At 36.2% G+C, this 15,732-nt stretch carries 13 protein-coding genes; 5 read left to right on the top strand and 8 right to left on the bottom strand.

All coding sequences use genetic code 11. From position 1 onward, the window contains the following. Window positions 1-62: 62 nt before the first annotated feature. The 5 genes from BW932_RS04270 to BW932_RS04250 all read left to right on the top strand — a co-directional run bounded on the left by BW932_RS04270 (window position 63) and on the right by BW932_RS04250 (window position 5,735). Window positions 63-500: a DUF6526 family protein gene (locus tag BW932_RS04270; protein WP_076385709.1), complete on the top strand. Its 438-nt coding sequence runs from the start codon at window positions 63-65 to the stop codon at window positions 498-500. A gap of 46 nt (window positions 501-546) precedes the next feature. Then, a complete protein-coding gene (locus BW932_RS04265; RefSeq protein WP_076385707.1) occupies window positions 547-711 on the top strand; it encodes a phosphatidate cytidylyltransferase in 165 nt (54 codons plus the stop codon). Between the two features lie 176 nt (window positions 712-887). Continuing rightward, a complete protein-coding gene (locus BW932_RS04260; protein ID WP_076385705.1) occupies window positions 888-1,994 on the top strand; it encodes a DNA topoisomerase IB in 1,107 nt (368 codons plus the stop codon). A gap of 165 nt (window positions 1,995-2,159) precedes the next feature. Beyond that, on the top strand, window positions 2,160-3,116 hold the full coding sequence (locus tag BW932_RS04255) for a fasciclin domain-containing protein (RefSeq protein ID WP_076385703.1): 957 nt from the start codon (window positions 2,160-2,162) through the stop codon (window positions 3,114-3,116). A gap of 231 nt (window positions 3,117-3,347) precedes the next feature. Then, complete coding sequence (locus tag BW932_RS04250; RefSeq protein WP_076385702.1) at window positions 3,348-5,735, top strand: TonB-dependent receptor; 2,388 nt, start codon at window positions 3,348-3,350, stop codon at window positions 5,733-5,735. A 74-nt stretch (window positions 5,736-5,809) separates the two neighbouring features. Here BW932_RS04250 and BW932_RS04245 read toward each other — a convergent pair whose 3' ends face one another. From BW932_RS04245 to BW932_RS04210, 8 genes are all read right to left on the bottom strand, one after another. Next, window positions 5,810-6,349 (bottom strand): lipocalin family protein, encoded by a 540-nt coding sequence (locus BW932_RS04245; RefSeq protein ID WP_076385700.1) that lies wholly within the window; start codon window positions 6,347-6,349, stop codon window positions 5,810-5,812. An 18-nt stretch (window positions 6,350-6,367) separates the two neighbouring features. Beyond that, entirely contained in the window at window positions 6,368-7,006 is a 639-nt protein-coding gene (gene pdeM, locus BW932_RS04240) for a ligase-associated DNA damage response endonuclease PdeM (protein ID WP_076385698.1), read from the bottom strand. Between the two features lie 37 nt (window positions 7,007-7,043). Next, on the bottom strand, window positions 7,044-9,518 hold the full coding sequence (locus tag BW932_RS04235; RefSeq protein WP_262493347.1) for a ligase-associated DNA damage response DEXH box helicase: 2,475 nt from the start codon (window positions 9,516-9,518) through the stop codon (window positions 7,044-7,046). 142 nt (window positions 9,519-9,660) lie between these two features. Then, window positions 9,661-11,241 carry an ATP-dependent DNA ligase gene (locus tag BW932_RS04230; protein ID WP_076385696.1) on the bottom strand — a complete coding sequence of 527 codons (1,581 nt, stop codon included), beginning with the start codon at window positions 11,239-11,241 and terminating at the stop codon, window positions 9,661-9,663. Between the two features lie 156 nt (window positions 11,242-11,397). Next, window positions 11,398-12,411: a ligase-associated DNA damage response exonuclease gene (locus BW932_RS04225; RefSeq protein ID WP_076385694.1), complete on the bottom strand. Its 1,014-nt coding sequence runs from the start codon at window positions 12,409-12,411 to the stop codon at window positions 11,398-11,400. 12 nt (window positions 12,412-12,423) lie between these two features. Beyond that, complete coding sequence (locus BW932_RS04220) at window positions 12,424-13,629, bottom strand: NAD(P)/FAD-dependent oxidoreductase (protein ID WP_076385692.1); 1,206 nt, start codon at window positions 13,627-13,629, stop codon at window positions 12,424-12,426. A 74-nt stretch (window positions 13,630-13,703) separates the two neighbouring features. After that, entirely contained in the window at window positions 13,704-14,468 is a 765-nt protein-coding gene (locus BW932_RS04215; RefSeq protein ID WP_076385690.1) for a TIGR03915 family putative DNA repair protein, read from the bottom strand. After that, a complete protein-coding gene (locus BW932_RS04210) occupies window positions 14,468-15,727 on the bottom strand; it encodes a putative DNA modification/repair radical SAM protein (protein WP_076385688.1) in 1,260 nt (419 codons plus the stop codon). Before BW932_RS04210 ends, BW932_RS04215 begins: the two co-directional genes overlap by 1 nt. Between the last annotated feature and the right edge of the window lie 5 nt (window positions 15,728-15,732).

The raw sequence follows: 15,732 nt of genomic DNA, 5'->3' as shown, positions 1-15,732 counted from the left end.
TTATTTTTTCTGTTTGTAAAATACTTAAATTAATTTGGTAACATATTTGATAGAAAATCTCCATGAAAACTCAAAACTACGCTAATCACCGAAAATTTTATCCACTGCATCATTTTATTTATTTACCACTTCTGATGATATTAGAAGTTCTGGGAATTAGAAAAATTTTTACAGATGAGAGCAATCAATTGACTTGGATTTTATTTTCTGTTGTCATTGCACTTCTTTTATTTTTGGCCATAATGTTGCGTCAACATTATGCTTTAGGAAATCAAAACCGAATTATCCGTTTAGAATTCAAACAAAGATATTTTGAACTCTTCGGTAAAAGTTCAGACCAAATCGTAGAACAATTAAATTTTGGTCAGATTGCTGCATTGCGTTTTGCGTATGATGATGAATTTAAAATGTTATTAGAAAAAGCGCTTTCTCATCAAATTTCTGGGGATGAAATTAAAAAATCTATTACAAAATGGAAACCAGATTTCAACAGAGTTTAAAAAGTGAAACAGAAAAAAATATAGATCAACCTTAAAATTTACCACGATGAAAAAGTTTACCTTACTCAGTTTAGCCGTATTTGCAATGATGTCATTAACAAGTTGCGAAGCAATCGGAACAATTTTTAAAGCAGGAATGTGGTGGGCTTTTTTCCTCATTGCAGCAGTAATTGGTTTAATATTATGGCTTTTTACGCGCGGAAAAAATTAGTGATATCCTTTGAAAATCTCCTTTAAACCGAGGTTTTTAGTATTTGAAAAGATGATAAAGAAAGAACCAGCGTTGATCAAAAAATGTCTTGTTCTTTTTTTTTTATCCAAATTCATTTTAAAAATATTCTACGATTTTTTTTGACTCAATCTTATTCCCTCAAACCTAAATTATCTATGAAAAATCCTGAAACCAATCTCATCGCCTCCTTGACTCCTTCAAAAATTTTGAAAATAATGAAGGATCCTGTGAAATCTGCAAAAGCTGTTCGTCTGGTTTATACTTCTGACCAAGAATTTGATGGCATTGCGCGGAAAAAATCCGGAAAAAAATATGTGTATTATATAGGAGATGAAAAAATTAAAGATCAAGACGAAATTCAGCGCATTGACAAATTGGCAATTCCGCCCGCTTGGGAAAATGTCTGGATTTGTTCTTTAGAAAATGGTCATCTTCAGGCAACTGGTATCGATGCGAAAAATAGAAAACAATACCGCTATCACAGTCTTTGGAATGCTTTGCGAAACCACACCAAATTTTATAGGATGCTGCAATTCGGCTATGCTTTACCACAAATTCGTTTGCAGCTGGAAAAAGATCTATCGCTCAAGACCCTCGAAAAAAGAAAAGTTCTTGCGGTAGTGGTGAGTTTGATGGAGAGAACCAACATCAGAATTGGAAATAATGTGTATGAAAAATTATACGGATCATTTGGTTTAACCACGCTTAAAGACAGACACGTCGATATTAAAGGTCAGAAAATACATTTCTCCTTCAAGGGAAAAAAAGGCATTTATCACGATATCGATTTGAAAAATAACAAACTTGCAAAAGCTGTTCAGAACTGTAAAGATATTCCGGGGAAAGAACTATTTCAGTTTTATGATGAAGAGGGAAAAAGACATGCAATCGAATCGGGAATGGTGAATGAATATATTAAGGAGATCAGCGGTGAAGATTTTACGGCAAAAGATTTCAGAACTTGGTCGGGAACTGTAAATGCACTGATTGCTTTTAAAGAAATTGGCGAGGCAGAAAGCAGCAAAGAATATAAAACAAAAGTAAAAGAAGCTTTAGAAATGGTGGCATCTCATCTGGGAAATACCGGAAATGTTTGTCGAAAATATTATGTGCATCCTTTAGTCATCAATCTTTACGAAAATAACTCCATCAAAAAATACATGGATGAATTGGATGAAATTGAAATTGATGACGGAAAATCGGGCCTCACCAAAGAGGAAAATATCGTGATGAAAATATTAGAAAATGAAAAAGTGAGTTAAAACCTCAATCAACGAATGTTTACAGTTGGTTTTTGGTAGGTATTTTTACCTTTTAAAATAATAAGGTATACAATCAATAACATTAATAGTATAAATCTATACTATTAATTACCTAATAGAACAAAATAGTTCTATATTTGATTTGTAATTAAAAATAGGTCTATTATGAAAAATTTAATCAAAACTTTCACGGTTCTATTCTGCGCAAGTATCCTATCGTATTCTTGTGCGAGTAAAGAAGATGAGACCACAATGGAAACTCCAAAATCAATTTACGAATTGGCAGCAGCAGATTCAGATTTATCAAGTTTGAAAGCCGCAGTAGACAAAGCTGGTCTTTCTGCAACTTTGAGTGGTTCCGGAACTTTCACCGTTTTTGCTCCATCTAATGCAGCATTTTCCCAATTTTTAACTGCGAACGGATTTGCAAGTCTTAATGACGTTCCCAATGCAGTATTGAAAGAAGTATTGCTCAACCATGTTTTAGGTTCTAAAGTAATGGCTTCGCAAGTTACAACTGCTTATGTATCTACACTTGCGAAAGGAAGTGCATCTGCAACCAGAAATTTGAGCATGTTTATCAACACTGCTTCTGGAGTAAAAATCAATGGCGTTGCAAATGTTACCAAAACAGATATTGGTGCAACAAACGGCGTAATTCACAAAGTTGATGTCGTAATCGGATTGCCAACAATTGTTACTCATGCTGCAGCAAATCCTAATTTCACAAGTTTAGTTGCCGCTTTAACCAGAGCTGATCAACCCAATTTCGTTTCTATTTTAGGCGGAACGGCGAGTTCACCATTTACTGTTTTCGCGCCAACAAATACGGCATTCACGAATTTATTAACAGAATTAAATTTACCCAACTTAGCTGCAATTCCTGGAGCAACTTTAACAGAAGTTCTTAAATACCACGTAGTTGCTGGTGCAAATGTCGCATCAACTGGAATTACAGATAATATGGTCGTAACAACTTTCCAAGGCGGAACATTCAAATTAACGACTACAGGTGGTGTAAAAATCATCGACCAAAAAGCGAGAACATCGAATGTTATTGCGACTGATGTTCAGTGCTCCAATGGAATTATTCACGTCATCGATAAAGTCTTATTACCATAGTTTTTATAGTTTTTAATAGTTGAGAATACATCTTTTTTTTAAAAGGTGTATTCTTTTTTAAGTCTCTCCTCCTAAAATGAGTATCTGACTTAGATTTTTACTTCAGTTTTGAGCATTTTGCTTATAAAACGGTACTTTTGCAGCGGTTTATTTCACCATTTTCAGAGTGCTTCAATCGAACAATATCTTCCTTATATCTAAAATTTTTGCTTCTTCATCTAAAAAACAATTATGAGACATTTATTTACATTTTTTCTTCTCCTTTCTTCGTTTTTTTTAAAATCACAAGTAGGATCGATCAACATTTCAGTCGTCGATGAGTTCAGCAAAAAACCTGTTGAAGCTACGGTAAAAATTCAAAACGGAGCAGAAAGTATTACCGGAAATGGCAGTATTCAGCTCGGTAATCTACCATCAGGATCTTATACTTTTGAAATTACTGCAGAAAATTATGATATTTCTTATCTGTATGATATCGATATTATTCCCAATCAAAATCTTACGTTTTCGGTAGGTTTAAGCAGGTCTGCAATTAAAACGATTCAGGAAGTTCTAATTAAAAAAAAGGCCTATAAAACAACCGCTGAAAGTCCGGTTTCTCTGCGAAATATTACAAGCGAAGAAATTCAAAAAAATGCAGGCTCCAATCGAGATATATCCCGTGCAATTTTAAGTTTTCCCGGCGTTGGAAGTACTGCAACGTTCCGAAATGACCTTTTTATCAGAGGTGGAAGTTCGGCCGAAAATAAATTTTACATCGACGGAATCGAAGTTCCCATCATCAATCACTTCCAAACTCAGGGAGCTTCTGGTGGTCCGCGTGGAATTATAACCGTCGATTTTATTAAAGATGTTGATTTTTACAGCGGAGCTTTTCCAGCCAAAAGAAATGGTGCATTATCTTCTTTGTTTGAATTTAATTTAAAGGAAGCCCGAAAAGATAAACTAGGTTACAAAGCCATTGTTGGTTTAGATGATTTGCAATTGATGATCGATGGTCCGCTATCAAAAGACCAATCATGGAGCGGTTTATTTTCTGTACGGAAATCCAATCTCCAACTTCTTTTCAAGGCGATTGGTTTGCCATTTTTGCCAAGTTATTATGATGCCACTTTCAAAGTTTCAAAGAAATTTAAAAGTGGCGATGAACTCTATTTTGTGGGACTTGGAGCTATTGATAAATTTGAATTCAATACCGACGCCAAAAATACACTTGCCAATTTAACTTTAATCGATCGTTTGCCGGTTGCGCCGCAATGGAATTACACTTTCGGTGCAGGTTACCGACATTTGGTGGATAACGGAAACTGGCTTTTTACTGTAAGTCGAAATTTGTTAGACAATCAAGCAACCAAATATTATAGAAATATTGAAACTCCCGGAAATTTGCTCTTCGATTACAATTCTCAGGAAGGTGAAAACAAAATAAGAATTGATCGAAATTTCATGCTCGGAGATTTTGTTTTCAGCGCCGGAACCAACTTTAATGATGCGAAATACACCAATAATTCTACCATAAAAGCGGTGAATCAATCCGGAATTAGTTTCGATGAAGTGAATTCGGATTTAAAAGTTCTTCAATATGGATTTTACGTGCAAAGTGCAAAAAAATTATTTGATAATAAGCTGCAAGTTTCTTTGGGAACCCGCTTCGATGCGAGTAATTATTCGGAACAGACCAATAATCCATTCGAGCAATTTTCTCCAAGATTTTCTTTGAATTATAAATTTACTGATCGATGGGCTTTTAATTTCAACACCGGTATTTATCATCAACTTCCCGCTTATACAGCTTTGGGTTTAAAGTTAAATGATAATTTGGTCAATCAAAAAACATTAAAATACATTCAAAACATCCATTACGTCGCAGGTTTAGAATACAATGGGAAAGATAATCTTCGTTTGACGATGGAAGGATATTTCAAAAAATATAAAAATTATCCGTTCTCTTTGCGTAACCAAATTTCTCTTGCCAATATCGGTGCAGATTTCGGAGTTGTCGGAAGCGAACCTTTAGATTCCCGCGGATTTGGCGAAACATACGGAATTGAATTTTTAGCACAAAAAAGAACCTTAAATAACTTCTACGGAATTCTTGCGTACACTTTTGGCTATTCCAAATTCAGTGATGGTGCTGGAAATTTATTGCCTTCAAGTTGGGATTCCAGACATATTGTTTCGGTAAGTGCCGGAAAAGTTTTACCAAGAAACTGGAATTTAAGTGCAAGATTTAGAATGCAGTCTGGTTTGCCGGAAACACCGTACGATTTGGTGAGAAGTTCTTCCGTTCCGATTTGGAATATTAATAATGGACCGCTCCAGGATTTTACAAAATTAAATTCACAGCGTGGAAATGTGGCGCATCAACTCGATTTGCGTACCGAGAAAAAATGGGTGTTCAAGAAATGGCAATTTACCGCCTATCTCGATATCATCAATGTTTACGGCTCAAAAACAGCGAGCAATTTACCGGTTGTGAATTTGCAAAGAGATGACAACGGAAACGGAGTCATTCAAAATCCAAATGCACCTTCTTCTGATCAAAATTACATCCTCGAAGTTGGTCAACAGGATAAAAACATGCCTATTCCCTACTTCGGATTTATTTTTGAATTTTAATATTCCCGAAAATCCAGTTATCAAAAAACACCCGAAGCATTTTGCAACGGGTGTTTTTTTTATGAAATTTAAAATTAATCCTGTTTTACCCAGATTAAATTTTCTGTTTTGTAACCTAAAGCTTTTGCCTTTTCTAGAAATCTTTGTTTGAAAGTTTCTGGTATTGTTTTTTCTCTGGAAAGAATCCAAAGGTAATCCAGATTATTTCCTGCAACCAAAGCATATTTGTAATCATCATCGAGGTCTATTACATTGTAACCTGCCCAAATTGGTTTAAAAAAAGAAACTTTCAATCGCGCTTCAGTTGGGCTATTTACAAATTTTGCTTCACCGACGGATTCTTTCCATTCCTTTTTTACATAATTGTAACCTCTATTCTTTACATTAATATTTCCGTTGGAGTTTTTAGAATATTCTGCGGTTGTATGATCCATGTCTTTTTCGAAACGGAAATCAAACCTTGCAATTTCATACCATTTTCCTAAATATTTATCCGCTTTAAAATCCTGAACTGCAGTCGCTCCTTTGGGAATTGCGACAGAACACGAACTTAGAAATAATGCACCAATAATTCCAACGGTCAACGGAATTGCTATTTTTTTTAAACTTTTCATTATATAATCATTTAACCTTTACACCTCAAAAATAGTGCCTTCGGTGAAAATAATATTTTTAAATTTTCCTTGTAAAGTTTTCGTGTCTAAACCTGTAAAAAGGCTGAACGCCGGAAGAACAATTTGTTGCTCGGAAACTGCAAAACAGGGCAATCGGAGTCTTTCATTCTTTGTTTTTAAAACAAATCCTGGATGAATATGTCCGGAAATATAAAACCGATCCTCCATTTTTTCCGGATGATGAATGAAAGTGAAAGGTTCGATGAACAGGAATTCCTCTTCACACTCAATTCCGAGATCTTCATAAATTTCACGTTTCAAACGGTCGTGATTTCCCCTGATCAAAATAAACTGTTGCGTGAATTGTTTTCGCCAATATTTAAAAAGATCTAAATCAGAATTATAACCGGCGTGAAATAAATCGCCAACAATGATGATTTTCTGTGCCTGAAAATGGATCATTAAATCTTCTAGCCTTTTGAGATCAGCAATTAAAACTTCGGAAGGAATTGCAATTCCATGTTTTCTGAAATGAGCAGATTTCCCGACATGCAGATCACTTAAAATTAAAATCTTCTCTGCATCCCAAAACAAAGCACGTTGATTGGTGAAAGTTAAAAGGGTATTTTGAATTTTCTTCTGTAAAACTTCGAGCATTGATTGGTTTAAATTTTATTGAATTCTAAGACAGAAATTACTTTCCTCGCGCCATTTGGATCACTGTTTTTCCTTTCTTCATCGCTTCAGCTTGCATCCTTTTGATTCTTTCACCCAGATCTTCACTGCTCAAAGACTGCCGCAAACTATCAACTTTAATGGGGAAACTTAAAGGCGTAAATGAGTTTGCAAATTTGAGAATTATTTTAGAATTTTCAATCCTGTTGAACGCTTCAACCAATCTTGCTTCATCGATTTGCTGATTGAAAACTTCGGTATATGCTTGTTTTAATAAGATATTTTGGGAATCGTAATCTTCCAAAACATTAAAAATTAAACCTGCAGAAGATTGTAAACTTTTATTATTTTTATGCTGTCCCGGATAAGTTTGGATCACCAAACCCGAAATCACGGCAATATCCCGAAATTTCCTTCTTGCCATTTCTGTCGCATTAATGCTGCTTAAAACATCTTTAATTAAATTTTCTTTACTTAAAATCTGCTTTAAATTTTCTTCGGTCAACGGAATTTCCTGGGAACTCAACAATTCAAAACCGTAATCATTCATCGCCATCGAAAATGAAATCGGGGTGACTTTCGAAATCCGAAACGCGATTAATGCAGACATGACTTCATGAATCAAGCGACCTTCAAACGGATACATGAAGAGATGATAACCATCGCGGGTTTTGATGATTTCCACCAAAAATTCATCTTCTTTGGGAATATGAGAAATCCCTTCCTGACTTGCCAAAAGTGGATGCAGAAATTTCAACTCTTTCTCTGAAGATTTCGCATCCAAAGATTCTGAAAGTTTCATTCGAAGAAATTGTCCGAGGTAAGAACTCAAAGGCAATCTTCCGCCCAAATAACTCGGAACCATGGCTTTTCCTTTGGCGCTTCGGACATAAACCGTCATTTCTTTGATGTGGGCAACTTCCAAAACTCTTCCCGCGAGAATAAACTTATCTTCTTTTTTCATGCGGGTGATAAAATATTCTTCGATCATTCCGACATAACTTCCACCCAAAACTTTAACTTTTAACATCGCATCACTTACGATTACACCAATATTCATGCGGTGAAGCATGGCAATTCTGCGACTTGTAACTTTATAAATTCCCTCTTCAATGACGACTTTATGAAACTCTTCATAGTTTTTAAAAGCGCCGCCTCCAATGGTGATAAACTGTAAAATCGACGTCCATTCTTCCGCCGTGATTTCCTGGAAAGCATACGTGTTTTTGATTTGTTCGAAAGTTTCTTCCGCTTTAAAACCTTCACCAACCGCCAAAGTAATGAGATATTGCACCAAAACATCGAAAGTCATAACCATCGGAACACGAGGTTCAATAATTTTCTGTTTCACGGCTTCCTTTAAAGCTGCAACTTCAATGAGTTCTAAAGAATGAGTCGGAACAAAATAAATTTTAGAAGTTTCAAAAGGTGAATGACCACTTCTTCCGGCGCGTTGTAAAAACCGTGCAACTCCTTTCGCAGAACCAATTTGAATCACGGTATCAACAGGTTTGAAATCGACTCCTAAATCCAGAGAAGAAGTTGAAACAACCGCTTTCAGATAACCCGAACTTAGATTTTCTTCAATCCAAATTCGCAGATCTTTATCAATCGAACTGTGGTGAATCGCAATTTGTCCGGCAAAATCAGGATGTTGCTGCAACAAAATTTGATACCACATTTCCGCCTGACTTCGGGTATTGGTAAAAACCAAAGTCGTCTTGCTTTCCAAAATGATGGGAATGACTTTGTTTGCGAGTTTATTTCCTAAATGTCCTGCCCAAGGTAAAATTTCCACTTCATCCGGAAGAACCGCGATGATATCGATCTTCTTTTTTTCCTTCGCGACTACCTTCATTTTCTTCGTTTTGTATGGAAGCAAAACTTCCAAAGCTTCATCTAAATTCCCGATGGTTGCAGTGATTCCCCAAATGCGAATTTTCTTTTGATAGGAAGTTAAGCGCGACAAAGCCAATTCGGTAAGGACGCCGCGTTTTCCACCAAGTAATTCATGCCATTCATCGACAGCGATGCATTTTAAATGTTTGAAAAAGCGCTGATTATTTTTTTGGGCCAAAAGCAAATGCAAACTTTCTGGGGTTACCAAAAGAATGTCGGGCATTTTTTTTGTCTGAGAAGTTCTTTCTGAAATCGGCGTGTCTCCATTTCGAACTCCGACCGACCAATCGAGACCAATTTCATCGATGGATTCTTTCATGGCTTTTGCGATATCTTTTGCTAAAGCTCGAAGCGGTGTGATCCAAAGTAATTTTAAACCATCTCCGTATTTTTCTGGAAAGTTCAGAAAATCGATGATGACCGCGAGAAAAACGGAATATGTTTTTCCAAAACCAGTGGGTGCGACGACCATTCCGCTGTAGTTTTTGTAGAATTTTTCCCAAGTTTCCAGCTGAAAAGTGAAGGGTGCGAAATCTTTCTGCGCCATCCAATTTTTGATGATTTTAAGACCTTCTGTATTTTGAAAATTATCCAATTTTATTTTAAGTATTGAAGATTTTTATGGTGTTTTTCAGACAATAGCGAAAAGTTTTTATGCAAATGATGCAAATATTTTTATGGTTACCGGCTTTATATGAATGAATTATTATAAGTACAAATACTTGAAATTTAGATAATTAAGTAATCAATTTTTTTACTTCTTCAATATCATCGATGTCTTTTACTGTTTTATCCCGTCTCCATCTTACAATCCGTGGAAAACGTAAAGCTACTCCACTTTTGTGGCGATTGCTGAAACCGATTCCTTCAAAAGCGATTTCAAACACGAGTTCTGCTTTTACGGTACGAACTGGTCCGAATTTTTCTAAAGAATTCTTCGTTACAAAACGGCTGACTTCCATGATTTCTTTGTCTGTTAAGCCAGAATACGCCTTTGCAATAGTGACTAATTGATCTTCTTTTTTCACGGCAAAAGTGTAATCGGTGTAGAATCCACTTCTTCTTCCGCTTCCTTTTTGGGCATAAATTAAAACTGCATCAATCGTTAAAGCATCCACTTTCCATTTCCACCAATCTCCTTTTTTTCGTCCGGAATGATACAGCGAATTTTTCTGTTTTAGCATTAAACCTTCACTGTTATTATGGCGGGATTTCAAGCGGATTTCAGCTAATTCTTCCCAGGATTTTGCAATGATGATTTCTGGCAATTTGAAATTTTGAACTTCCGTATTTTCTAAAACTTCTTCTAATTTCAACCGTCTTTCTATCAAAGGTTTACCTCGAAAATCTTCGCCTTCAAATTCTAACAGATCATAAAAGAAAGCTTGGATGGGAATATCTTTCATCATTTTTGCAGAGATTGTTTTTCGGTTCAGGCGTTTCTGCAATTCATTAAAATTCAAAACTTCCTCCTCTTTTACCGCTAAAATCTCTCCATCCAAAACGAAATTTCCTTCCATTTTTTCTAAAGCAGAAACCAATTCAGGAAACTGCGTATTCACCAATTCTTCACCACGCGACCAAATAAAAACTTCATTATTCCGGCGAATAAACTGTCCGCGAATTCCATCCCACTTATACTCAGCTTGCCATTCTTCTAAATCGCCCAATTCTTCCGGCGTTTTTTCTAAAGGATAAGCGAGGCAAAAAGGATAAGGTTTTGAATTGTCGGGGTTGATATTTGTTCCTTGAATTAATTCCTGAAAATCAGCATTTTCAAGACTCCATTTTCCCATAATGGAATGCATAAGCTGACTGGTTTCAATACCTGAATATTTGGATAAAGCATTGATTAATAATTTCTTGGAAACTCCTATTCGGAAACTTCCACCAATGAGTTTATTGAAAATAAATCGTTCGGTGTAATCGAGACCATTCCAGCTTTCCAAAACATATTTTTTCTTTTCTTCGTCTGATTTTTCTTTCAAATTAATGAGTTCGAACATCCATTGGCTCAATGATTTTTCAACCGTATTTTCGGGTCTCGGTAAAATGAGAGAAAGTGTTTCACCGATATCACCTACAGAACTGTAACTTTCTAAAAAAAGCCATTCCGGTAAACCCGTGATTTCTAAAGCCCAAATTCTTAAAAAATTAGTATTAATGGGTCTTTTCGGACGTTTTCCTGTAAATAAAGCCAGAAACCACAACTTATCCTGATCATCCGCAGTTTCGAGGTAATGAACCATTGCATCAACTTTAGCAGTTGTTTTGTTGCTGGTTTCAAGGGAGGCGATTAATGCTGCGAAATGTTTCATTTTTTCTTAGTTGAAAGAGATGTTTGAAAGTTAAAAATTGAACGTTATCATTTGAGTATTGATTGCCGATTGATGTTGTTTTTCTTAATGATTTTGAAAAAAAATATCTTTAAAGAGCTTGATAATTTCAAACTACCAAATTATCAAATCATTTCATTATCCCATCAACTCATCCTCTTCTTTTTCCTCTTCATCGGAGCCGAACTTCGTGGTTACTTCATCGGCTTTGATGCCGATTTCATTTAAATATTTTGAAAATACGGCAATTTGTCCATGTGTGACGTGAACTTGTTCCGCTCCTGTCGCTTTTACGGTTTCTAAAAGTCCGTTCCAATCGGCATGATCTGAGATTGCAAACCCTGCATCTGCAGAACGCCATCTTCTGGAACCGCGAACCTGCATCCAACCGGAACAGATTCCTGTCGCACGATTTGGGATTTTGCGGATCATATTGCTGTCTAATAAAGCGGGCGGAACGATGACAATTTCTTGATTGAGCTTTTTAATATCTTCTGTAAAATTCACAATTTCGTAATCCGGTAATTGAACTCCCACACTTTCGATGGCTTCATTTAACCTTCCAATGGAACTATGGACAAATATTTTTCCATAACCTTCTACCGACTTCATAATTCTCTGGGCTTTTCCTAAAGAATACCCAATGAAAACCGAAGTTTTTCCCTGTTCGCGATTGCTTTCTACCCATTTTCCAAGCTGTTCCGAATATTGTTGTGGAGTCAACCAATTATAAATCGGCAAACCGAAAGTGCTTTCTGTAATAAATTCATTGCATTTTACCAATTCAAAAGGCGTCGAAATTCCGTCATCCTGAACTTTGTAATCCCCCGAAAAAACGGTTACAAAACCTTTATATTCCAAACGAATTTGGCAAGAACCTACGATATGACCGGCTGGATGAAAGCTAAGTTTTACCCCATTAATCATGATGGGTTCGTTGTAGCCGAGACTTTGCACCTCAATATCGGGTCCAATTCGAATCTGCAAAATGGGTTTTGTAAAGTGATGACACAGGTATTTCTTCATTCCCCACTTTGCGTGATCACCGTGACCGTGGGAAATTACCGCCAAATCGACGGGTCTCCACGGATCCAGATAGAATTTTCCGGGGATGCAATAAATGCCTTTGTTCGTGAATTTAATGAGTTTCAAAATAGATTAATTTTATCGTCCAAACTTGAAATATTCGGTGAGCGGATGGTTATTATTTTTCATAAAAGCAGATGCCATTTCCATACCCGTTACGGAAAAAGTGATTCCATTTCCGCCAAAACCTAAGACGAAATAGGAATTCGGAAAATCCTTGTGTTCGCCGATATAAGGAAGTCCGTCTTTGGTTTCCCCAAAAGTTCCTGCCCAAGTAAAATCAGTGTAAAAATGATAATTGGGCAACAAATCTTTTAAATCTCTTAAAATCTCCTTTTCCTTTTTATCGATCATGGCATCGCGTTTTTCAGGATCGCGGAAATTTTCGTCGCCACCACCAATTAAAACCCGACCATCACTCGTTGTTCGCATGTACAAATAGGGATCAGAAGTATTCCAAAATAAGGTATTATTTAATTTTTCACTTCCTTTTTCATCGATTTCAGAAACCATGGCAAAAGTGCTTTTCAAATCTACGAACTTCTCTTTTATCAAATGGGCACTTTCGTAACCAATGGCATAAATGATTTTTTGGGCTTTAATTTTCTGCCCTGTTTTTGTTGTGACCAAATTAAAGCCTTTTTTAACTTCTACCGAATCCATCTCTGTTTTATCATAAACACGCAATCCTTTTTTGGAATTAAATGCTAAAAGTTCATGCGCCAAATGGAAAGCATCAACATTTGCTCCTTGCGAAGAAAGAATTCCGCCAAAAGTATTTTCGAATTCATACCGTTCTAAGATTTCTTCTTTTTCAATCCATTTTATGTTGAAACCCGCATTTTTTCGAGCTTCAAATTCTTTTTTCAACCAGGAAACATCTTTCTTTTTGGAGGCGTAATACAGAGATTCTTTTCTTTCGAAACCCGCTTCAGAATTCAATTCCTGAGTTATTTTATCTAAATCATCGATGGATTTGGAACATGCTTTATAGGCTTTTACCGCTCCTTCTTCGCCAATCTGATCGATCAGTTCATACAGAGGAACATCAATTTCATATTGTAGCATGGAAGTCGTGGCGGAAGTACTGCCGTTGCCAATTTCCCGACGATCGATTAGAACAGTTTCATACCCATCTTTAACCATTTGATGAGCAATTAAACTTCCTGTAATTCCGCCACCAATGACCAAAACTTCACATTCTATCGTTTCTTTTAAAGAAGGATAAGAGTGTAAAATTCCGTTTTTTACAAGCCAAAATGGCTCATTCGATTTTAAGTCCATACTATTAATTTCTAAAGGTTAAATGTTTTATAAAAGTCTTTAAAGGTCATTTATCAATTGATACAAAAGCACCTTTAATATTTCTCTGTAAGGTATTTCCAGTATCTTTTGGGCAAAGATTTTACATGCAATTTGACGTTTTTTCTTTCGGGAATATTGGTTTTAAAGAAATAGCGTTGCCACAATTTCTGGTATTTCAATTCATCCTCATGCAAAAGATTCTGGGTTTTTATGAACTTGTTTTGATCCCATTCATTAGGATAAAAAAAGTCTGCATTTTCTCTATCAGAAAATATACCATAATGTCTTTTCAAATCGAAAATCATCCATTTCTGGTCTTGATATCGGGCTTTAAAGTGTTTGAAAATAAGAGGAAGTACATTGAAATCGGGCTCTACTTTGGCGAAATAGAAATCATCCTGCAATTTTTCAAAACGCACAAAAGCATTCATGCGGTGAACTTCCCTACTCACCGATTTGCAAACTTTCGCAATCTGCATCATGTCTGACTGAGCAAAATCATTTAAAACATTTTGATTGGGACGCGAAAGGGAGTATTTCACGGCACTTACAATTAAGTTTTCCAACTGCGCATCTTCGGAAAGAAATACCATTAACAATTGTGAAACACCACTTTTTCCTAAATTTTGTTCTAACTTTTTTAAAACCCTCTCCGACTTTTCCACTTGGGTTTGAACCGCATGAACAGTGGCAAAAATGTTTTCTACCTTATAATTTTCCTGGCTATAAATTTCCGCATCTCGAAATTGGTATTCAAAAATCTCAAATATTGCAGTCATTAAACCTTCGAAACTGCCGTCATAAAGTAAAGTCGTCATTAAAATAAAGTCAGTTGTTCGGAAAAAGGAGACGTAAATTTAGATTTCGTGGAGTCCAATATAATTTTTCTAAAATTTTGGTGATCGATGAGATGAGTAAAGACATTATGCGACTCAAATTCCACAAAAAATTTAGCTCGATTCAGGGCGACTCCCATCTTTTTCAAATGGTCTAAATTGAGTTTTTGAAATTTTCTTGCCATCAAAATCTTGCGCACCGACTTGGTTCCAACACCGGGAATTCGGAGCAACATCTCTTTCGATGCCGTATTGATATTGACCGGAAACTGCTCTAAATTTCGCAAAGACCACGCTAATTTGGGATCCATTTCTAAATCGAGAAAAGGGTTGCTGCGATCTAAAATTTCATCGGCTTTAAAACCATAAAAACGCATAAGCCAATCTGCTTGATACAAACGATTTTCCCTTACCATAGGAACTTGGGAATGAATTGAAGGCAATCGCGCATCTTCCAACATCGGAACGTAACCGGAATAATAAACGCGTTTCATATTATAGTTCTGATAAAAATGATCGGCTACTTTGATGATTTTGAAATCGGTTTCATCAGTTGCACCCACAATCATTTGCGTGGATTGTCCAGCTGGAGCAAACTTCGGAACCTTTTTAAAAATTTTGCGCTCTTCCTTATATAACACCAATTCATTCTTTACCAAAGCCATTGGTTTTAACATTTCTGAATGCGATTTCTCTGGCGCGAGAAGTTTCAACCCTTTTTCAGTGGGAATTTCTAAATTAACGGAGAGTCGATCTGCATACAAGCCAGCTTCGCGCATAATTTCATCACTTGCACCAGGAATTGACTTTAAATGAATATAACCATTAAATTGATGTTCGGTCCGTAATTTTTTGGCGACCCGAACCAAACGTTCCATCGTCGTATCGGAATCGGTGAAAATACCGGAACTTAGAAACAAACCTTCAATAAAGTTTCTGCGGTAAAAATTAATGGTCAGATCCACCACTTCTTCTACCGTAAAAGCAGCCCGTTTAATCTCATTGGATTTTCTAGACACGCAATAAGCGCAATCGTAGATACAATGGTTCGTCAAAAGGATTTTTAATAAAGAAACACAGCGACCATCTTCCGTATAAGAATGGCAAATCCCAGAAGCGTGACTGTTTCCCAAACCTCCATTTTTATTCTTGCGGTTTCCTCCACTCGACGAACACGAAACATCATATTTCGCAGCATCTGCAAGGATTTCTAATTTTTCCTGAATTCGGTCGATGTTCATATTAT

This window comes from Kaistella chaponensis (assembly GCF_900156725.1).
In the GTDB taxonomy this organism is placed as follows: Bacteria; Bacteroidota; Bacteroidia; order Flavobacteriales; family Weeksellaceae; genus Kaistella; species Kaistella chaponensis.
This window is presented reverse-complemented; position numbering and strand designations above follow the sequence as displayed.